The organism is Rhodococcus sp. ACT016, assembly GCF_050477185.1.
Taxonomy (GTDB): Bacteria; Actinomycetota; Actinomycetes; order Mycobacteriales; family Mycobacteriaceae; genus Prescottella.
In genome coordinates this window covers 4,781,908-4,801,625 of record NZ_JBEAET010000001.1, presented here as the reverse complement: position 1 = coordinate 4,801,625, position 19,718 = coordinate 4,781,908, and the positions used below count along the sequence as shown (strand labels likewise).

At 68.6% G+C, this 19,718-nt stretch carries 19 protein-coding genes and 1 pseudogene; 8 read left to right on the top strand and 12 right to left on the bottom strand.

The genetic code is table 11. From position 1 onward, the window contains the following. Window positions 1-32 precede the first annotated feature (32 nt). The 4 genes and pseudogenes from ACQ5DX_RS21975 to ACQ5DX_RS21960 all read right to left on the bottom strand — a co-directional run bounded on the left by ACQ5DX_RS21975 (window position 33) and on the right by ACQ5DX_RS21960 (window position 3,550). Window positions 33-528 (bottom strand): annotated as a pseudogene (locus tag ACQ5DX_RS21975) (nuclear transport factor 2 family protein). A 119-nt stretch (window positions 529-647) separates the two neighbouring features. After that, window positions 648-1,397, bottom strand: a complete 750-nt coding sequence (locus tag ACQ5DX_RS21970; RefSeq protein WP_430334596.1) for an SDR family NAD(P)-dependent oxidoreductase — start codon at window positions 1,395-1,397, stop codon at window positions 648-650. A 196-nt stretch (window positions 1,398-1,593) separates the two neighbouring features. Beyond that, a complete protein-coding gene (locus ACQ5DX_RS21965; protein ID WP_430334595.1) occupies window positions 1,594-2,046 on the bottom strand; it encodes a nuclear transport factor 2 family protein in 453 nt (150 codons plus the stop codon). A 67-nt stretch (window positions 2,047-2,113) separates the two neighbouring features. Then, window positions 2,114-3,550: a coniferyl aldehyde dehydrogenase gene (locus ACQ5DX_RS21960; protein WP_430334594.1), complete on the bottom strand. Its 1,437-nt coding sequence runs from the start codon at window positions 3,548-3,550 to the stop codon at window positions 2,114-2,116. A gap of 249 nt (window positions 3,551-3,799) precedes the next feature. On the opposite strand from ACQ5DX_RS21960, the gene ACQ5DX_RS21955 reads away from it, so the two are divergent. Then, on the top strand, window positions 3,800-4,249 hold the full coding sequence (locus ACQ5DX_RS21955; RefSeq protein WP_430334593.1) for a hypothetical protein: 450 nt from the start codon (window positions 3,800-3,802) through the stop codon (window positions 4,247-4,249). Window positions 4,250-4,305: 56 nt separating this feature from the next. Next, on the top strand, window positions 4,306-5,067 hold the full coding sequence (locus tag ACQ5DX_RS21950) for an SDR family oxidoreductase (protein WP_430334592.1): 762 nt from the start codon (window positions 4,306-4,308) through the stop codon (window positions 5,065-5,067). Here the strand turns inward: ACQ5DX_RS21950 and ACQ5DX_RS21945 are convergent. Further along, complete coding sequence (locus ACQ5DX_RS21945; protein WP_430334591.1) at window positions 5,040-5,807, bottom strand: response regulator transcription factor; 768 nt, start codon at window positions 5,805-5,807, stop codon at window positions 5,040-5,042. The genes ACQ5DX_RS21950 and ACQ5DX_RS21945 overlap by 28 nt on opposite strands. Before the next feature lie 144 nt (window positions 5,808-5,951). On the opposite strand from ACQ5DX_RS21945, the gene ACQ5DX_RS21940 reads away from it, so the two are divergent. From ACQ5DX_RS21940 to ACQ5DX_RS21930, 3 genes are read left to right on the top strand one after another with little or no spacing between them, the layout of a single operon-like run. Further along, window positions 5,952-7,118 (top strand): LLM class flavin-dependent oxidoreductase, encoded by a 1,167-nt coding sequence (locus ACQ5DX_RS21940; RefSeq protein WP_430334590.1) that lies wholly within the window; start codon window positions 5,952-5,954, stop codon window positions 7,116-7,118. Further along, window positions 7,115-8,155, top strand: a complete 1,041-nt coding sequence (locus ACQ5DX_RS21935; protein WP_430334589.1) for a 2,3-butanediol dehydrogenase — start codon at window positions 7,115-7,117, stop codon at window positions 8,153-8,155. Before ACQ5DX_RS21940 ends, ACQ5DX_RS21935 begins: the two co-directional genes overlap by 4 nt. After that, complete coding sequence (locus ACQ5DX_RS21930; protein ID WP_430334588.1) at window positions 8,148-8,945, top strand: SDR family NAD(P)-dependent oxidoreductase; 798 nt, start codon at window positions 8,148-8,150, stop codon at window positions 8,943-8,945. Before ACQ5DX_RS21935 ends, ACQ5DX_RS21930 begins: the two co-directional genes overlap by 8 nt. A gap of 83 nt (window positions 8,946-9,028) precedes the next feature. On the opposite strand, the gene ACQ5DX_RS21925 is transcribed toward ACQ5DX_RS21930, so the two are convergent. After that, window positions 9,029-9,961, bottom strand: coding sequence for a DNA-3-methyladenine glycosylase family protein (locus tag ACQ5DX_RS21925; protein ID WP_430334587.1), 933 nt, complete (start codon window positions 9,959-9,961; stop codon window positions 9,029-9,031). A gap of 73 nt (window positions 9,962-10,034) precedes the next feature. Between ACQ5DX_RS21925 and ACQ5DX_RS21920 the strand changes: the two genes are divergently transcribed. Next, window positions 10,035-10,586 carry a ribonuclease H family protein gene (locus ACQ5DX_RS21920; RefSeq protein ID WP_430334586.1) on the top strand — a complete coding sequence of 184 codons (552 nt, stop codon included), beginning with the start codon at window positions 10,035-10,037 and terminating at the stop codon, window positions 10,584-10,586. A gap of 4 nt (window positions 10,587-10,590) precedes the next feature. Here ACQ5DX_RS21920 and ACQ5DX_RS21915 read toward each other — a convergent pair whose 3' ends face one another. Together ACQ5DX_RS21915 and ACQ5DX_RS21910 are read right to left on the bottom strand one after the other, a co-directional pair. Beyond that, window positions 10,591-11,031 (bottom strand): hypothetical protein, encoded by a 441-nt coding sequence (locus tag ACQ5DX_RS21915; protein WP_430334585.1) that lies wholly within the window; start codon window positions 11,029-11,031, stop codon window positions 10,591-10,593. Between the two features lie 131 nt (window positions 11,032-11,162). Further along, window positions 11,163-12,302, bottom strand: a complete 1,140-nt coding sequence (locus ACQ5DX_RS21910) for a 12-oxophytodienoate reductase (RefSeq protein WP_430334584.1) — start codon at window positions 12,300-12,302, stop codon at window positions 11,163-11,165. A 213-nt stretch (window positions 12,303-12,515) separates the two neighbouring features. On the opposite strand from ACQ5DX_RS21910, the gene ACQ5DX_RS21905 reads away from it, so the two are divergent. Next, window positions 12,516-13,382 (top strand): amidohydrolase family protein, encoded by an 867-nt coding sequence (locus ACQ5DX_RS21905; RefSeq protein WP_430335769.1) that lies wholly within the window; start codon window positions 12,516-12,518, stop codon window positions 13,380-13,382. A gap of 18 nt (window positions 13,383-13,400) precedes the next feature. Here ACQ5DX_RS21905 and ACQ5DX_RS21900 read toward each other — a convergent pair whose 3' ends face one another. From ACQ5DX_RS21900 to ACQ5DX_RS21885, 4 genes are all read right to left on the bottom strand, one after another. After that, window positions 13,401-14,180, bottom strand: a complete 780-nt coding sequence (locus ACQ5DX_RS21900; RefSeq protein WP_430334583.1) for a VOC family protein — start codon at window positions 14,178-14,180, stop codon at window positions 13,401-13,403. Between the two features lie 107 nt (window positions 14,181-14,287). Then, window positions 14,288-15,943: a GMC family oxidoreductase N-terminal domain-containing protein gene (locus tag ACQ5DX_RS21895; RefSeq protein ID WP_430334582.1), complete on the bottom strand. Its 1,656-nt coding sequence runs from the start codon at window positions 15,941-15,943 to the stop codon at window positions 14,288-14,290. Between the two features lie 134 nt (window positions 15,944-16,077). Continuing rightward, window positions 16,078-16,830, bottom strand: a complete 753-nt coding sequence (locus ACQ5DX_RS21890; RefSeq protein ID WP_430334581.1) for an SDR family NAD(P)-dependent oxidoreductase — start codon at window positions 16,828-16,830, stop codon at window positions 16,078-16,080. A gap of 17 nt (window positions 16,831-16,847) precedes the next feature. Continuing rightward, window positions 16,848-17,789, bottom strand: a complete 942-nt coding sequence (locus tag ACQ5DX_RS21885) for a 3-oxoacyl-ACP reductase (protein WP_430334580.1) — start codon at window positions 17,787-17,789, stop codon at window positions 16,848-16,850. A gap of 282 nt (window positions 17,790-18,071) precedes the next feature. Here ACQ5DX_RS21885 and ACQ5DX_RS21880 point away from each other — a divergent pair, with 282 nt between their 5' ends. Continuing rightward, on the top strand, window positions 18,072-19,685 hold the full coding sequence (locus ACQ5DX_RS21880; RefSeq protein WP_430334579.1) for an acyl-CoA synthetase: 1,614 nt from the start codon (window positions 18,072-18,074) through the stop codon (window positions 19,683-19,685). The last annotated feature ends 33 nt before the right edge of the window (window positions 19,686-19,718 follow it).

Below are 19,718 nucleotides of genomic sequence, written 5' to 3'. Positions count from 1 at the left end.
GCTCGGCGTGACCAGCGCGCCGGCCCGGCGGATCAGCGGTAGTCGTAGAAGTTCGGCGTGTGGTCTTCGCGCAGGCGGGTCAGGGTCCGGTAGCTGATGAGCCACTTGCCCTCCACCTTCCGGTACTTCTCGTGGTAGTGGCCGTAGCCGTGGAGGTGTTCCTCGGCGTCGCCGTTGGTCCACCACAGTTCGTCCTCCATGGCCCAGATGCCGGTGGCCGTGGTGTCGGAGGTGAGGGTGATCTCCGGGGTGTGACCGTGGTGCACCGTTGTCACGAAGACATTGCCGTCGAGGGTGTTCCGGATGGCCGCGGCGAGTGCGGTGGGTCCGACCACCTGGCTGGCCGGCGCCCCACGACTCGCTGACGACGTCGTCGGTGTGCAGGGGCCCGTACTGGTCCCACTGCTTGGTGTCCATGACGCGCAGGCGTGCCGCGAACAGTCGCTGGATCTCCTCGATCGCGAGCAGTTGCTCCTCGGGGGAGAGGGTCACGGACTCCGTCTGCGTGGATTCGACTGCACCGCTCATCGGTTCAACCTCCGGTCGACTACATCATCGAACAAGCAATTGATCGGGGCCGAGCATAGCCGGAAGGGCACCGGAACAGTGGAGAATTCCGCAGAGCGGAAGCCCTTCCGGAATCTCGGTCACATCGCGGTGTAGCCGCCGTCGACGGGGTAATAGGCGCCGGTGATGAACCCGGCTGCGGGCGAGGCCAGGAACGCGGCGAGCGCGGCGACCTCCTCGGGCCGACCGAAGCGGCCGATCGGATGCTTGGCGATCTGGTCGGCCTTCTTGTCGTCGTCCCACACGCCGGTCATGGGTGTCTCGATGATTCCGGGACCGATCGCGTTGATACGCAGACCCTTCGGTGCGTACTCGAGGGCGGCGGCCCGGGTCAGTCCCACGACGCCGTGCTTGGATGCGGCGTACGCGCCGATTCCCGACGGGCTGCCGACCACGCTCATCGTCGATGCGAAGTTCACGATCGCGCCTCCGCCGGCCTCGAGGATGGCGGGGATCTGCGCCTTCATGCAGAAGAACATGCCGTCGAGGTTGATCGACATGACCCGTCGCCACGACTCGACGTCGAGTTCGGCGAGGGGTGCGAACGGCGTCTGGCTGACGCCGGCGGCGTTCACCGCGATGTGCAGCCCGCCGAAGCGCTGGACCGCCGCCTCGACCATCGTCTCGGCGTCGTCGGGACGGGAGATGTCGGCGGTGAACGCCTCTGCCGCGGTGCCGATCTGCGCGGCGGTCTCCTTCGCGCGTGCGCCGTCCACGTCGACGACCAGCACCCGGGCCCCGCCGTCCGCCAACGCCCGTGCACACGCCGCACCCATGCCGGACCCGCCGCCGGTGACCAGGGCCACCCGTCCTTCGAACTCCACACCCATGCTTCCGTTCCTTTCGTCGAGAAGGTTTGCCGGACTGTCGGTCACGCTGCCGCGTGCGTCGATCGGTGCTCGTCGTCGCGGTGGGAGCAGGCGCTCTCCTGCCGAACACTGTCGGGTCGGACTATAGGGCGCGGTGAGGGCATCGGTGAAGGGCTGTTCCGCTCAGTAAAAATGTCTCTGAGCTGCACAGACCGGGTCACCCGAGCAGATCGACTCCACGGTCGTAGGTGAAGTCGACGAACAGTTCGCGGCGGGCGATGCGCCAGGCGTCGGCCTCCCGGCGGTACTCGTCCAGGTACCGGATCGCCACGACGTAGTCGCGGTGTCCGCCTTCGGCGGCGTACACGTGGTGGGCCTCGCAGTAGACCTCGCCGCGCGCGCTGTCGCCCGCCGCATCGACGATCTGCTGGTTCACCACGTGCCGGGTCGAGTGCAGGTGCGCGACGGCGCCGAGCACGCCCGCCGCGATCGCCTCGGCGCCGCTGAGGACCGGCTCCTTGCCGCGGCGGACCAGCCCGGCGGGCTGCACCAGCTGGGCGTCGGCGGTGAAGAGGGCGGCGAGGTCGGGCTCGTCCCGGCGATCCACGGCGATCGCATACTGTGCGACGAGGTCCGAGAGGGCGAGGCGGTCGGCGAGTTCACTGGTCATGAACGGCATTCTTCCCGCCGATGCAGGCATCGGCGGGAAGACTTCTCACTGATCGGCAGAACCGTGGTTACGGAACGACCTGAGCCTCCATGGCCGCGAGGAAGCCGTCGTCGTACGGCGGCAGGGTTCCCCACTCGGCGCGGGGGTCGTGCGCGGGAGCCTCGAAAATCGTGCGGGCATGGCTGAATTCGAGGAATCCCTCCCGTCCGTGATAGTGCCCCATGCCGGATGCGCCGACGCCGCCGAACGGCGCGTCGTTCATGCCCGGGTGCATCATGATGTCGTTGACGGTCACGCCGCCCGAGTAGGTGCGGGAGAGCACCGCCTCCTGCTCGGCCGGGTCGGTTCCGAAGTAGTAGAGCGCCAGCGGCTTCGGTCTGCTGTTGATGTCCGCGATGACCTCTTCGGTCTGGTCGTAGGGGAGCAGGATGATCGCGGGCCCGAAGATCTCCTCCTGCATGATCTTCGAGTCGGCTGGCGGCGAGACCACCAGGCGCAGCGGGCGCTTGCGCTCGCCGTCGACCGCAGCTGTCTCGTCGACCGGGGTGGCGACGATGAGGGCGCCTCGGTCGCGGGCGTCGGCAACGAGCGACTCGACGCGGGCGAGGTGCCGATCACTCACGATCGCAACCACATCCGGGTTGTCGGTGACGGTCGGGAGCAGGGCCGCGTACGACTTCTCGAGTGCGCCGACGAAGCTGTCGAGCTGCTCGCGCGGAACGTAGACGACGTCGGGGGAGACGCAGAGCTGGCCGGAGTTGGTGGCCTTCGCGATCGCGATCTTGTTCGCGGCGCCGTCGATGTCCGCGCTGCGGCCCACGATCGTGGGGGACTTGCCGCCCAGTTCGAGCGTGACCGGCACGAGGTTCTTCGCGGCGTTCGCCATCACCAGCTTGCCGACCTCGGTGCTACCGGTGAAGACGAGGTGGTCGAAGGGCAGCGAGGTGAAGGCGTCGGCCACCTCGGGTCCGCCGGTCACGACCGCGACCTCGGAAGGATCGAACATGTCCGCGACGGCATCGGCGAGAACCTGCGCGGTCTGCGGAACCACCTCCGAAGGCTTGAGGATCGCGCGGTTGCCGGCGCCCAGCGCGCACGCCAGCGGGCTCAGCAGCGTGAACAGCGGGGCGTTCCACGTACCGATGATGCCGACCGAACCCTTGGGCTGGTACTGGATGTACGCCTTCGCGCCCAGTTGGTCGTACGGCGGGTACGGTGGCCGCTCCTCGTTCTCCATCCACGACTCGAACGAGTCGCGGGTGTGCTTGAGCGAGGTGATCGACCCGAGGATGTCGTTCATGATCGAGAACGCGACCAGTCGTCCGCCGAAATCGGCGTCGATGGCCTCGGTCAGCGGCTTGTGATAGCGCACGAGCAGATCGATCATCCGCTGCAGTCGGTCACGGCGCGTCTCCGCCGAGGAGATCCCCTGTTCGGACGCAGCACGTTTCTGGGCCTCGAGGATCTGGGGGAGGCGGGCGATCGTCGCGCTGTCCGTGCTCATGGGGTAACTCCTGTCGTTGCCGATGTCACGACGCTAACGAGCTGTGTCGGCGGTAACAGCAGATCGTCTCGTTGATCGGGAGTGCTTTTCGGCAGCGGCCGCGGAAAGGGCCGGACGGCCCCGGAGAGTGGTGCCGGTCCCGATAAGAGGTACGGGAATCGGGAGGTCGCGAGCCTCCGCCCCGCCGGGACCTTCGCCACCGTCGACGATTCTGCCGGTGAGTGGAACGCGTTCTAGCTACGATGCGGCATGCGAATCGCCAAGACCTCGATGCTGTCCCTGCTCGCCGCGACCGCCGTCGCGGTTGCCGCGCCCGTCGTCGCATCGGCGGCCCCCAACCCCGCCGACACCCCGAACGAGGCGATGGCGCGTGCCTACATCGACGCCCTCGTCGACCACGACGCCAGTGCCGTTCGGTTCACTCCCGACGCGACGCGCGTCGAGGCCGGCCTGAAGACCGGGTACAACGGGCCGCAGTTGACGAACGATCTGAACCACGGCATCCAGTACCGCGTGATCCAGGGCGTGCGCGACCTGACGATGACCGAGAGCGGCGACACCGTGCACACCCGCTACCTCCTGGACGCGGGCATCGCCGGGCAGCGCCTGATGACCGTCGAGATCGTCGAGACGTTCGACTTCCAGGACGGTGCGATCGACCGGATCGTCGCCACCATCGTCCCGGTCTCGCTGTCCTGACGGCGATCTCCGCGTAGCCTCTCGGACGACTGCAGCGGCGAGCTGAGGGAACGACGATGACGGACGGCAATCAGCGGGTAGCGGTGGTCTCGGGAGCGGCGCGCGGCATCGGCGCCGCGATCGCGAAGCGCCTCGCCTCGGACGGGCTCGCCGTCGCGGTCCTCGATCTCGACGAATCGGCGTGCACCGACACCGTCACCGCGATCCGCGCCGCCGGCGGGCGGGCGCTCGCGGTCGGCGCCGACGTGTCCGACGAGGTCGGCGTCGAGGCCGCGGTCGCCCGGATCGCCGACGAACTCGGAGCCCCCACTGTCGTCGTCAACAACGCCGGGATCACCCGGGACAACCTGCTGTTCAAGATGGGCGTCGACGACTGGGACGCGGTGATGAACGTGCACCTGCGCGGCGCCTTCCTGCTCACGCGGGCGGTGCAGAAGCACATGGTGGAACAGAAGTGGGGGCGGATCGTCAACCTGTCCAGCACCTCCGCGCTCGGCAACCGCGGGCAGGTGAACTACTCGGCCGCGAAGGCCGGGATGCAGGGGCTGACGAAGACGCTCGCGCTCGAACTGGGCCCGTTCGGGGTCACCGCCAACGCGATCGCGCCGGGCTTCATCGCGACCGAGATGACGGCGGCGACGGCGGAGCGGCTCGGCGTCTCGTTCGAGGACTTCATGGCAGGTGTCGCGGCCGAGACCCCGGTGCGCCGCGTCGGGGTGCCCGACGACATCGCGCACACCGCGTCGTTCCTGATCAGCGAGGGTGCGGGATTCGTATCGGGACAGGTGATCTACGTGGCGGGCGGACCGAAGGCCTGACGCTGCACGTCGACGGCGAGCTGGGTGCGTGACGCGCACCCGGTGGCCGCGAGAATGCGGCTGACGTACTTCTTGACGGTGTCCTCGGTGAGGGTGAGCCGACGTGCGATCGCGGCGTTGCTGAGCCCGTCGGCCACCAGTCGCGCCACGTCCCGCTGCCGGTCGGTGAGGGGCGCGAGCAGATCGCGCCGCGGCGCCGCGTCGAGGCTGCGGGTGAGCACCGACAGCTGCCGAGCCAGCAGCTGCAGCGCCGTGAGGTCCCGCGCGCCGAGCGCATGCTCGTCGTTGTCGAACAGCCCCACGAGGGCCCGGGCCTGCCCCGGAAGGTCGAGGCACATGGCATTGACCGAGCGTATGCGGCACGCGTCCAGGTAGTCGCGGACGTACACCGCCGACGCCTCCGGTAGGTCGTGCAGCTCGCTCAGCGACGCGACTCGCCGCGTCTCCAATCGCCGCCGCGCCTCCGGTGTGCCGAAGACGTCGAAGCGGGCCCAGTCCTTCTGATAGACGGACCGTTTGCGTTCCCAGGCCTCACCGCCGGCGAACGTCGCCTCGGGGTCGGCGAACTGACTGGCGTAGTTGCTGCCGACGAAGCACGTCGCGACCCGCACGGGGAAGACGTCGGTCATCGCGGTGACGATCCGGGTCCGGAACTCCGGGACCGTCCGCACGTCGGCGCACCGGTCGAGCACCTCGAACACACGCTCGTAGTCGGTGGTGCGCAACGAGACGTCGGTCAAATTCGGTTCACCACCCATCCTGTCGAAACGGCATGTCCCGTAGCGGTTCAGGGAACTGTCCACCAAAGTGCACTGTCGCCCAGGTGGAAGGAATTCTAGCGTCGGGGTCGACTGCGTTTCAGCGATTTCCCGAGGAGTACACGCATGGGCAGGCTACGGTTCGGTGCGTTCGTCGCACCCCATCATGCAGCAGGTCAGAATCCGACCGTCGCGTTGCAGCGCGACCTCGAGTTGGTGGAGCATCTCGACCGCCTCGACTTCGACGAGGTGTGGATCGGCGAACACCACTCGGCCGGCAGCGAGATCATCGGCAGCCCCGAGATCTTCATCGCGGCGGCGGCCGAACGCACCAAGCGCATCAAGCTCGGCACCGGCGTCACCTCACTGAGCTATCACAACCCGTTGTGGGCCGCGGACCGGATGGTGCTGCTCGACCACCTCACCCGCGGCCGTGTGATGCTGGGCGTCGGCCCGGGTTCGCTGCCCACCGACTCGTCGATGATCGGACTCAACCCCACCGAGTGTCGCGAACTGCTCGACGACAACCTCGACATCGTGATGCGGCTGCTGAACGGTGAGCGCGTGACTGCGAAGACCAAGACGCACAACCTGGTCGACGCCCAGCTGCAGATGCGGCCCTACTCGCATCCGATGTTCGACATCGTCGTCGCCGGCGTGGCCTCGCCCACCGGACCGCGGCTGGCCGGCAAGCACGGACTGGGCCTGCTGTCGATCGGCGCGACCCTCACCCCCGAAGGCTTCGATGCCCTCGGCCACCACTTCGGAATCATGGAGGAGCGGGCCGCCGAATTCGGGACCACTGTGGATCGCAACCAGTGGCGGCTGGTGTGCCCCATGCACATTGCCGAGACCGAGGAGCAGGCCCAGCAGGACGTGCGGTTCGGCCTCGGCGAGTGGATCGACTACTTCGGCAAGGTCGCGGCCTTCCCGCACTTCGGCTCCGGTGGGGCATCCATGGATCAGATGATCCAGTACATGAACCATTCGGGCATGGGCATCATCGGCACCCCCGCGCAGGCGCGCGAGCTGATCCAGAAGCTCATCGACCAGTCCGGCGGCTTCGGCTCGATGCTGATCATGGGCACCGACTGGGCCAACCCGGCCGCGACCCGACGCTCGTTCGAGTTGATCGCGCAGCAGGTCGCCCCGCACTTCCAGGGGCAGTCGCAGCCGCTGTTCGATGCGGCGACCCGCGCCGGCAAGGTCCGCGAGGGCCACAACGAGGCGCAGCACGCGGCGATCGCGCACATGACGAAGAAGTACGAGGACGAACTGGCGGCCAAGGCATGAGGGCCGCGGTCCTGCACGGCGTCGAGGACCTCCGGATCGAGGACGTGCCGGAGCCCACGCTGCGTGACGGCGACGTCCTGATCGGCGTGGCGTTCAACGGGATCTGCGGATCCGACCTCGGCCTGGTCCACTCCTTCGGCGTCTCCGAGCACCCGCACCCGCTGACCGGGGCGTGCGGCCCGCAGATCCTCGGACACGAGTTCTCCGGAGTGGTCCGCGCCATCGGAGCCGGCGTCACCGACATCGCCGTCGGCGACCGGGTCGCGGTGCAGCCCACCTACCGGTGCGGCACGTGCGCCCGATGCCAGGACGGGCACGAGCACCTGTGCGAGGTGATCGCCTTCCACGGCATCAACGCGGACGGTGGCGGGCTGTCCGAGTACACCGCCGTGCCCGCCGAGAGCGTGCACGTGCTGCCCGAGGCGGTGTCCCTCGAGCAGGCCGCGGTGGTGGAACCGCTGGCCGTCGCGCTGCATGCCGTCGAACTGTCCGGCGTGCAGCCGGGACAGTCGGCGCTGGTCCTCGGCGCCGGTCCGATCGGGATCGCGACGGCGCTGAACCTGCGCGCCGGGGGAGTGGATCGGATCGTGCTCAGCGAGCCGTCCGAGACCCGACGCGCGATCGCGGCCGGACTGGGATTCGACGTGCTCGACCCCAACGCGGATACCGTTGCCGCGGTGCGTGAGCGCACCGACGGGGCGGGCGCGGACGTCGTGTTCGAGTGCGCCGGCGTGGGGGCCGCGGTGCTGACCGCGCTCGTGGCGGTGCGGCCTCGTGGGGCGGTGGTCCTGCTGGCGACCTACAAGGAGGAGGTGCCGCTGCACACGTATCTGATGATGTTCGGCGAGATGCGGCTGATGTCGTCGCTGGCTTACTCGCGCAAGGAGTTCCGCACCGTCATCGATCGGATGGCGGACGGTGCCTATCCGCTCGACGGATGGGTGGAACGCGTCCCGCTCGCGGACGTGGTCGAGGGTGTGCAGGCGGTGTCCGAGGGGCGTCGCATGAAGGTACTGGTGGAGGTGGCAGATGTCTGAAACGCAATCGCTGGGGGCCCGCTTCGACGGCAAGGTGGCGGTGGTCACGGGAGCGGGGTCCGGGATCGGTGCGGCCGTCGCGACGCGACTGGTCGGGGAGGGCGCGTCAGTCGTGGGCATCGACGTCGCGGCCGACGCGCTCACCGTCATGGAGAAGGAGCTCGGCGAGAAGTTCGTCGGCGCCCCGGCCGACGTCACGAGCGAGGACGCGGTCGCCGCGGCCGTCGCCGTGGCGACCGAGCGCTTCGGCGGCCTCGACATGGCCTTCAACGTCGCCGGTTCCCAGAAGGGCGGACAGATCCTCGACCTCGAGGAAGCCGACTGGGACTTCACCGTCGACCTCGTGCAGAAGGGTGTGTTCCTCTGCACCAAGCACGAGGCCCGGCACATGGTGACCGGCGGCCGGGGCGGCGCCATCGTCAACGTCGCGTCGCTCAACGGGCGCGTGCCGGTCATCGGCGGCAGCCCGTACGCGACCGGCAAGGCCGGCGTCGAGATGTTCGGCAAGAACGCGGCGGTCGAGCTCGCACGCCACGGGATCCGGGTCAACACGGTGATGCCGGGCCTCGTCGACACCCCGCTGGTGGCGGCGGTGATGGGCTACGAGCCGCTGCTGGACATGTTCGTCGAGCGCATCCCGATGGGCCGGCCCGCGACCCCCGACGAGATCGCCGCGCCGTGCCTGTACTTGGCGAGCGACGACGCCAGCTACATCACCGGGACCAGCCTCATGGTCGACGGTGGCTGGGAGATCTCCAACTACCCGGACTTCACCAAGCTCGGCGGGTAAGGCGGTCGATCGAGCCTGAGCGCCCATTCCTTCCGGTCACACGCGGGTTTCCGCCGACCGGGCCGGGGAGTGGGCGCTCAGGCTCAGTGCCAGGTGTGGTCGACGATCGGCGTCCGCGGCCCGAACTTGGGCTTGCGGGCCTGACCGCTCACCTCGAGCAGGCGGATCGCGCGGTAGCGGTGCGGGCGCAGGTCGGCGAGGTACTCGACCATGCCGCCGTCGTCGAGGGGCCGGCCGAGCAGGCTCCACCCGACGATCGCCGCGAGGTGGAAGTCGCCCACCGACAGGGCGTCGGCGTCGCCGAGTGCGCGCTGCGCGACCTCCGCCGCCGTCCACGCGCCCACACCGGGGACGGCCCGCAACCGGCGGTGCGCGGCGTCGCGGTCCAGGTCGACGGTCTCCTCGAGTCGATCCGCGACGCGGGCGCAGGCGACGACCGTCTGCGCGCGCCGGGGATCGACGTTGGCGCGGTGGAACTCCCACGACGGGATCCGCCGCCACGCCTCGGCGCTCGGCGGAACCCGCATGCCGTCGGGGGCGGGCCCCGGCGCGGGGGTACCGAACTTCGACACGAGCTGTCGCCACGACGCGTGCGCGGCGACGGTGTGGACACGCTGCTCGAGGATCGCCGGCACGAGCGACTCCATGACGCGTCCGGTACGCACGATCCGCAGATTCGGGAAGCGGCGGTGTGCGTCGGCCAGCTTGGGGTGTTCGGGCGCGAACGTCGCGGCCCGTTCGGCGTCGTGCTCGCCGAGCAGACCCGGGAGACAGCCGCCGAACTCGTCGGCCCCCGGGCCCCACGCCCGAGCGTCGACGACGGACGGGCCCAGCTGACGCAGCCGGTAGGTGACCGCCCCGGACGGCAGCAGCGACGTGCGCCAGACGGTGCCGTCGACGTCGGCGCGGTGGCACGGATCGAAGCGCCCGTGGCGCAGCGGAGACAGGGTCGACGAGAGGTCCACTGGACGCTTCGTGACCATCTCGAACTGCACCATCGGGGCCGTACCGGTCATCGTGGGCAGCCTATCGCCACGTCACGGGGACCTGACCGGCGCGTACAACTCGCGACACGTATTGTCCGAAGTCATGATCATCGTGAGTACCGACGGTTCGTGTCTGAAGAACCCCGGTGGCGCCATCGGGTGGGCGTGGGTCGATCACGAGGGTCCCAGCCGGTCGGGCGGTGACGTCTCCGGCACCAACCAGATAGCGGAACTGTGGGCGCTCGTCGAGGCCATCGTGGCGCACCCCGGACCCGAGCCGCTGCTCATCGAGTCCGACTCCCAGTACGCCATCAAGTGCGCCTCCGAGTGGCTGCCGGGCTGGAAGCGCAAGGGATGGAAGACCGCGTCGGGCGGTCCGGTGAAGAACCTCGCACTGGTGCAGGACATCGACCGCGCGATCACCGAACGGTCCGGGCCGGTCCGCTTCCGCTGGGTCCGTGGGCACGTGGGCAACCATTTCAACGAAATCGCGGACAAGCTGGCCGGCGAGGCCGCACGCGCGGTCGCGAACACGCCGGAGAAGGCGCGGCCGTGGCGCGGGCTCGGGGCGCGGCCGTCGGACACCCCGCCGCCGGCCCCGGCCCCGGCCCCGGCGCCCGTTCCGGAACCGGAGCCGCTGCTCACGCTCTTCTGAGGCGTCAGGCGAGGTAGAGCGGCCGCCCGGCCTCCACCCACGCATGGAACCGGTCGCCGATCCGGTCCGCGATGCGGTCGTACACGTCCCACGTGTCCTCGACCCGGTAGATCTCCTCCGCGGTCGTGTCGAACTCGGCGAGGTAGTCGTCGACGTACCGGGAGTCGTCGTTCTCGCCCGCGTAGTACGCGACCGCGAAGGCGTTGCCGTCGGCGGTGAGGTCGTCGCTGACGAACTTCTCGTCGAGCACGTCCATCAGGAACGCGCCGGGTGTCGTCTCCCGAGACTCGAGCGGCTCGAGCTCGTCGGCGATGTCCTCGCTCGCGAAACCGGCCAGCATGCACCACGCCACGAACATGCCGATGTGGGTGCCGCCCGCCTCGTTGGGCAGGTCGTCGGGAAAGGTGCCGCCGTAGTGCCAGTCGGCGTCGTCGTACTTCGTCAAGGATCTGCCTTCTTCGAGTAGGTCCGCGGTGCAGTGCCCCACAGACGACCCGGTCGCCGCGACCCCTCCGGGAAGGAGTCGCGGCGACCGGGTGGAACACCGAGCGGGCTGCCCGCTCGTCGTGCAGCAATCTACGTCAGCGAGCCCTCGTGGACGTCACGGACGAACTCGGGGAGCGCCTCGCCGGCGCGCAGGCGCGAGGCCAGTGCCGGGTCCGCCAGGTGCAGGCGGCCGATCGCGATGAGATCGAACTCGCCGCCACCGATGCGCTTCTCGAGCTCGGGGATGTTGTCGACGACCGGCGCGGAGCCCTCGATGCGGCTGTCGCGCAGGGACTTTCCGATGCCGACGCTGCCGACGGCCATCGTGATCGCCCCGGTGACCTCCTTGGCCCAACCGGCCAGCGACAGGTCGCTGCCCTCGAACGCCGGGATGTCGAAGCGGCGGATGCTGGCGTCGAGGACGTCGACACCCGCGTCGACCAGCGCGCCGAGGACGACCTTCAGCTCCTCGGGGGTCTCGGCGATGCGCGCGGTGTAGTTCTGCTGCTTGTGCTGCGAGAAGCGGTAGAAGATCGGGTAGTCCTCGCCGATCTCGGCGCGGATGGCCCTCACGACGGCGACGGGGAAGCGGGTGCGGCGCTCGAGATCGCCACCCCACTCGTCGTCGCGCTTGTTGGTGCCCGCCCACAGGAACGAGTCCAGCAGGTAGCCGTGGCCGCCGTGCAGCGCGACACCGTCGAAGCCGGCGTCGATCGCATTGCGGGCCGCGCGCGCGAACGCCGCGATGACGTCCTGGATGTCCTGCTCGGTCATCGCCTCGGTGGGCTCCTGGACCCACGAGGTGTACGACTCCGGGTACGACGTGGTGCCCAGCGGGCCCCACTCGCCGGACGGGCGCATCGGCTCGAGCGCCGGATCGACCTTGCTCATCGCGCCCCACAGCGGGCCGACGTGCCACAACTGCGGAATGATCTTGCCGCCGGCCTCGTGGACACCGTCGACGACCTTGCGCCAGCCCGCGAGGGCCTGTTCGCCGAACATGTGCGGGACCCGCGAGTTGTCGACCGCCGTCGGGTGCTCGATCGCGACGCCCTCGGTCACGATCAGGCCGGTGCCGCCTTCGGCGCGGCGGCGGTAGTAGCCGGCCACATCGTCCCCGGGGATGCCGTCGATCGAGTAGGACCGCGTCATCGGCGACATCACGATGCGGTTCGCCAGTTCGAGTGAGCGCACCTTCAGTGGCTGGAACAGGGGAGATGTAGAGGTCATAGAGGAGTGCCTTCTCGAGATCGTCGTAAACCAAGCAATTGCTAGGTAGCGTTCCAGGGCGTTTCCGAGCCCGTCAAACCGAGGTCTCACTGAGCGCAAACGCGCCACGACTAGGGTCTGGGGAGATGTCCGGGGAACCGGAACGTCGTGTGGCGAGAGGAGTCGACGGTGTGCGAATCGGCGGGACGGGCTGACCAGGATCCGGCGTCGGACGTGGCGGGCGTGGTCGCGTTCCGGGAGCGGCTGGGGCTGCCGGCGCTGATCGACGTGCACACCCATTTCATGCCGAAGAGCGTGATGGACAAGGTGTGGGCCTACTTCGATTCCGCGGGGCCGCTCGTCGGCCGGCACTGGCCCATCCGGTACCGGACCGAGGAGGATGCGCGGGTCGAGCAGCTGCGCGCGTTCGGGGTCAGCCGATTCACCTCCATGCTGTACCCGCACAAGCCGGACATGGCCGCGTGGCTCAACCAGTGGTCGGCCGAGTTCGCCGCCCGCACCCCCGACTGCCTGCACACCGCGACGTTCTACCCGGAGGAATCGGCGTCCGGCTACGTGACCGCGGCCCTCGACGCCGGCGCCCGGGTCTTCAAGTCCCACATCCAGGTCGGCGAGTACGACCCGAACGATCCGCTGCTCGACCCCGTGTGGGGCCTGTTCGAGGACAGCGGGACCCCGATCGTCATCCACTGCGGATCCGGGCCCGCGCCGGGCCGGTTCACCGGGCCGGATCGGATCGACGCGTTGCTGGCCAGATACCCGAGGCTCGCGCTGATCATCGCCCACATGGGCATGCCGGAGTACGTGGAGTTCCTCGACCTCGCCGACCGGTACCCGAACGTGCTGCTCGACACCACGATGGCGTTCACCGATTTCACCGAGGCGGTCACGCCGTTCCCGCGCGAGGTGGTGCAGCGCCTGTCCGACCTGGGTGACCGCATCCTGTTCGGCAGCGACTACCCCAACATCCCGTACTCGTACCTCGACGCACTCGAGGCGCTCGAACGATTCGACCTCGGCGACGACTGGGTGCGTGCGGTCGCGTACGGCAACGCCACCCGGGTCTTCGACCTCTCCTGACGGATCCCGGGAACCGGATCAGGACGCCGCTTCGGGCTGCATCACGCTGAACACGGCGCCCTGCGGATCGGCCAGTACCGCCATGCGGCCGACGGACGGCATGTCGAACGGGTCGGCCATCAGCGCCCCGCCCGCCTCGACGGCCTGCGCGACGGTGGCGTCGACGTTCTCGACGCAGAAGTAGACGTGCCAGTGGTTGGGGACGTCGGGGCGCGGCGGCGGCACGCAGCCGCCCACGCCGTCGCCGTTCACCTGCAGCACGGTGTAGTCGCCGGATCCCGGGATCGGCATCGCGGCCGACCCGAGACCAACGACGGTTCGATAGAACGCGAGCGCGCTGTCCGGGCGATCGGTGACGAGTTCGTTCCAGATCAGCGTCCCCGTCTCGTTGACCAGCGTCGCGCCGATGTGGTCGCGGGCCTGCCACAGGACCACTTCGGCCCCGGTGGGGTCGGCCACGACGGCCATCCTCCCCGCCTGCCCGACGTCGAACGCCGGGAGGACCAGGTTTCCGCCCGCGGGTTCGACCTCGGCTGCCGACGCGTCGACGTCGTCGACTGCGAGGAAGGTGTTCCACCTGGCGACGGCGGGCGACGAACCGGCCGGCTCCGGTGCGATGGCGGCGACCTGCTCGCCCCGCACCCTCGCGATGGAGTAGACGAGGCCCTCCATCATGGGCTGGTCGTCGTACGACCACCCGAACAGGGTCGTGTAGAAATCCTTGGCCGCCGCCTGGTCCGGGGTTTGCAGATCCACCCAGCTGGGCGTGCCTTGCACATAACTCGAGTGTCGAGACATCGGGATGTCCTCTCATGCACCGTCGAGCACGTGGCCAGGCTATCGCAGAACGGTCCGCGCCACCCGCGTTCCCGCCGCTCGCAGCGACGGGAACGCGGGCGTGACCGTCACACGAAGTCGGTGGCGATGACCTTCTCCATGTTCCGTTCGGCCAGTGCCGTGATGGTGACGAACGGGTTGACGCCGGTGTTGCCCGGGACCAGCGCTCCGTCGACCACGTACAGACCCGGGTACCCGGGCAGACGGCCGTAGTTGTCGGTCGCCTTGTTCAGCACGCAGCCACCCAGCGGGTGGTACGTGAAGTCGTCGCCCCACGTCTTGTACACGCCGAACAGGTCCGTCCGGTAGATCGTGCCTTCCTTCTGGTTGATCTTGTCGAAGACCTTCTTGGCCATGTTGATGCCCGTCTGGTTCTGCGACTGGGTCCAGGTGAGATCGACCTTGCCGGTGCCCGAATTGAACTGGAACCGGGCACGTTCCGGGTTCTTCGTGATCGCCAGGTACAGGCTGACGTACGTCTCGAGACCGGCCGGGAGCGGAGCGATCTCGGCGAAGATCGGCGCGGTCGGATCCGCCCAGTTGTCGATGCCCATCGTGGGGATCGTGGCCTGCTGCGATCCGGTCGCGTCCCACATGTGGTTCGCGCGGCCGACCATGATGTTGCCGTTGTTGCCCCAGCCCTCACCGACCTGCGCAGGCAGGTTGGGCAGGAAGCCCTGCGCCTTCATGGACACGAGCAGCTTGCTGGTGCCGACGCTGCCTGCTGCGAAGAACACCCGGTCGGCGGTGACGACCTTGGTGGCGATGACGTTGCCCTGCTCGTCGATCTGCTCCATCGTCACGCTGTAGCCCGTGCCGGACGCCGGTGCGACCTTGGTGACGCGGTGCAGGGTGGTGATGGTGAGCTTGCCGGTGGCCGCCGCCTGCGCGAGGTAGGTCTTGTCGAGCGACTTCTTGCCGGCGTTGTTGCCGTAGATGACCTCGCCGCCCAGGCCGGACTTCGTGACCTGACCCGCGGCTTCCTTCTTCATGTAGTCGAAGTCGTAGACGTTCGGCACGAAAGTCGTTGAGAATCCGGACCGTTGGGCGGTCTTGCGGCCCGTGCGCGCGAACTGGTACCACGGCGTCGACTCGAACCAGGCCTGGTCGATGTTGTTGACACCGAGACCGGTGTTCGCGCGCGGGAAGTACGTGTTGTACATCTCGTTCGAGTCGACCGACGGGAGGATCTCCTCGAACCAGGTGCGCTTGGGGGTGACCGCCATGCCGCCGTTGACGAGCGAACCGCCACCGACGCCGCGACCCTGGTAGACCTTGATGCCCGAGAACCGCTCGGAGTCGAGGACGCCGACGTACCGGTCGATGCTCTTGTTGATCCCGAAGCCCATGAAGTTGCTCACCGGCTGATCCGTGCTGTTGGACAACCACATCGAGCGCTTGTCGGCGTTGAGCATCCCGCAGAAGATCTTGCCGTCGGCGCCGGGGGTGTCCCAGCTACGGCCCATCTCGACGATCTGCGTGGGGATTCCGGCCTGCGTCAGTCGGAGGGCGGCGACGGCGCCGCCGTATCCGCTGCCGATGACGAGCGCCGGCACGCGGTCGCCGTCGGCGAGCGCGCGGCGGGGGGTGGCGGAGGCGGAGGTGGACATCGACGAGAGCATCACTGCTCCGGCGGCCACTCCTGCCCCGGCAAGGAAGCGGCGGCGCGAGACATGCGTAGATCCCCGAGACGCGGAGGCTGGGTAAGCCCGGCTGTCGGTCATGGAACTCCTCTGTCGGCGGTTAGATTGGTGACCTGCGTCACTGCAGGCTGCCAGGGTTTATACCGCCGACAGGGGAGGTTACGAGGTGGTACCGGAAAATTGGAACGCCTCGGACATATTCCGCGGAACGGTGATCAGCGCAGTTTGAGGCTGCCGCCGTCCGCCATGAGGGTCTGGCCCGTCATGTACTTCGAGTCGTCGCTCGCGAGGAACAGCGCGACCGGGGCGATGTCCGTCTCCGGATCACCGATCCGCTGCAGCGGCACCTTCGCGACGCTCGCGGCGGCACGCTCCGGAAATGCCTTCTGCCACGCCACGACGCCCTCGGTCGCCGCGAACGGGCACAGGACGTTCACGCGGATCTGATCCGCGGCCCACTCGTTGGCGGCCACGCGGCTGACGCCGCGGATGGCCTCCTTGGCGGCCGCGTACGACGTCTGCGTCGGCATGCCCTCGAGCCCCGAGCTGGACCCGAAGTTGATGATCGAGCCCTGCGACTCCTTCAACTGCGGGTAGCACGCCTGCATCAGGTGCACCGTGGGGTAGAAGCCCGTGCCGAACGAGAGGTCGAACATCTCCTGCGTCTGCTCGAGCAGCGGAGCCTGCCGCGACGCGTGCGCGTTGTTCACCAGCACGTCGATGCGGCCGAACGCGGCGACCGCCGCGTCGCGGATGGCTTCCGCCGATTCCTTCTGCGCGATATCGACATTGAGGAACTTCGCCTCGCCGCCGGCGTTCGCGATCTCATGCTCGAGTGCGTGTCCCTGCTCGTTGTCGATGTCGACGAACAGCACCTTCGCGCCCTCACGGGAGAACACCCTGGTGATCGCACGGCCGATGCCACCGGCACCGCCGGTGACGATCGCGACCTTTCCTTCCAGCCTCATGTCCGATCCCGTCCGGATCAGACTTCGGCGGGGGCGCCGGTGGCGAGTGCGATCTTCTCGAGACCGGCGACGCTGTACGCCGCGTAGGTCTCGTACGGTCCGCGGCCCGAGAAGTACGGCGTGAGCTGACCGGCCAGCTCCTCGATGGAGAACTCGGAACCGGCTGCGTCGAAACGGTTCTCGACCTTCGGGGCGGCCATGAGTGCAACCATCTTGCCGTACACCACGAACACCTGGCCGTTGATCTCGTCCGACGCGGGCGACGCGAGGTAGCGGACCAGCGTGCCGACGCGCTCCGGTGCCAGCGGGTCGAGACCCTGCGCGCCGGTGTTGTTCTCGGTGCCGAAGGCCTCGGCGGTCATGGCCGTCCGGGCGCGGGGGCAGATCGCGTTGGCGCGCACGCCGTAGCGGGACAGTCCGGCCGCGGTCGACAGCGTCAGCGCGGTGATGCCGGCCTTGGCGGCGGAGTAGTTCGGCTGTCCGGCGGAACCGAACAGGAAGGCCTCGGAGGAGGTGTTGACGACGCGGCCGTAGATCGGGCCGCCGGCGTCCTTGCTCGCCTGGCGCCAGTGGACGGCCGCCGCGTGCGACGTCGCGGCGTGGCCCTTGAGGTGCACGCGGATGACGTCGTCCCAGTCGGACTCCGACAGGTTGAAGATCATCTTGTCGCGCAGGATGCCCGCGTTGTTGACCAGGATGTCCATCGAGCCGAAGTTGGCGACGGCCTCCTCGATCATCCGTCCGCCGAGCGACCAGTCCGAGACGTCGCCGGTGATCGCCAGCGCCTGGCCACCGGCGGCCTTGATCTCGTCGACGACGTCGTGCGCGGCCGCGCCCATGTCGTTGACGACGACCGCCGCGCCGGCCTCGGCGAGCGCGAGCGCCTCGGCGCGTCCGAGACCCGCTCCCGCGCCGGTGACGATGGCCGTCTTGCCGGCCAAGCTCAGAGAATCCACCATGTCAGGCTCCTTACCTTCCGTGTGCTCTTTCAAACTAGTATTCATTCTAGTTTTGGCACAAGAGTCTGTGCCGTTTCCGTCGCCGGCGCCGAGTCGCGTCACCGGTGATGAGGTGGCCCGCCCCCGTTCGGCCGGCCGAGCCCCGAAATCCCTTCGCAGGACTATTGATCCGAAACTAGAAATGTGTTCTACTCGCTTGGTTTGTGATGCCAGGCACATGTGGGCGGGGATTGTGGTAGAACGCACTCTTGCTCGTTGTGCGTTTCACCTGAAGGGCCAGCTATGACACTCAATCTCGCCGATCTGACCGAAGCCGTGATCGATGCCGTCCCGGACAAGATCGCGCTGGTCTCCGGAACCGAATCGCGGACGTTCGCCGAGTTCGACGCAAACGCGAACCGCATCGCCCACCACCTGGCGGCCGAGGGTGTGCAGCCGGGTGACCACGTCGGTCTGCATGCGCGCAACAGTCTCGAGTTCGTCGAAGCGCTCCTGGGCTGCCTCAAGATTCGCGCCGTTCCGGTCAACGTCAACTTCCGCTACGTCGACGCCGAACTGACCTACCTCTACAACGACGCCCACCTCGCCACGGTGGTCGCCGACGGCGAGTTCAGCGACGTCATCGCCGAGGTGCTGCCCAAGTGCCCCGATCTGAAGCGCATCGTGCTCATCGGCGAGGCGGCCGGCCCGGCCCTCTCGGAAGCTGCTGCCGTCGCGGGTGTTTCGGTCGCCGACTACCACAAGGCCGCCGCCGCCCAGTCGCCCGAGCGGGACTTCCCGGAGCGCAGCGCCGACGACCTGTACGTGATCTACACGGGTGGAACCACCGGCATGCCCAAGGGCGTGATGTGGCGACACGAGGACTTCTACCACGCGGCACTCGCCGGCGGCGCCATCATGGGCGGCGATCCCATCCTCTCGCCCGCCGAGCTCGGTGCCGCCGCGGCCGCGAACCAGTTCGCGATGACCTACCTGGTCACCGCGCCGCTGATGCACGGCGCGGCGTCGTACTCGCTGTTCACCTGCATGTTCATGGGTTCCAAGCAGGTCCTCATGTCCAAGTACGACCCGGTCGAGGCGCTCGAGCTGGTCGACCAGCACAAGATCAACACGGTGATGGTGGTCGGCGACGCGATCGCCCGTCCCCTCGCCGACGCGATCGAGGAGCACGGTGAGCGGTTCGACCTGAGCACGCTGTGGATCATCGGTTCCGGCGGCGCGCTGTGGTCCGCCAGTGTCCGCGAGAAGCTCAACAAGCTGCTGCCCAACGTCTACCTGCGCGACGCGTTCGGCTCGTCGGAGTCCGGCAACGACGGCGAACTCAAGAAGGACGAGGACGGCCTCCTGCGGATGCCGCCGTCGCCGAAGGCGCGCGTGGTCGACACCGACTTCTCGACGATCGAGCCCGGCTCGGACAACGTCGGCTACCTCGCGCGCGCCGGACACGTGCCGCTCGGCTACTTCGGCGACCCCGAGAAGACCGCGGCGACGTTCCCGGTCGTCGACGGCGTGCGGCTGTCCGTGCTCGGTGACCTCGCGCGCGTCGAGGCCGACGGAACCATCGTCGTGCTCGGCCGTGGATCGTCGTGCATCAACACCGGCGGCGAGAAGGTGTACGCGGAGGAGGTCGAGGAGGCGCTCAAGAGCCATCCCGACGTCCTCGACGCGCTCGTCGCCGGCATCCCGGATCCCACGTACGGGCAGCGCGTGTCGGCGGTCATCTCGGCCCGCGACGGTGTCGATCTCGACGAGGACGAGGTGGTCGCGCACTGCCGGACCAAGGTCGCCGGCTACAAGGTGCCGCGCACCCTCGTGGTGGTCCCCGAGGTCGTCCGGTCGCCTGCGGGCAAGGCCGACTACCGCTGGGCCAAGGCGACGCTCGAAGCCGCCGGCTGACGAGCGTGGAACACCCGAACGGCCTGCCCCTCA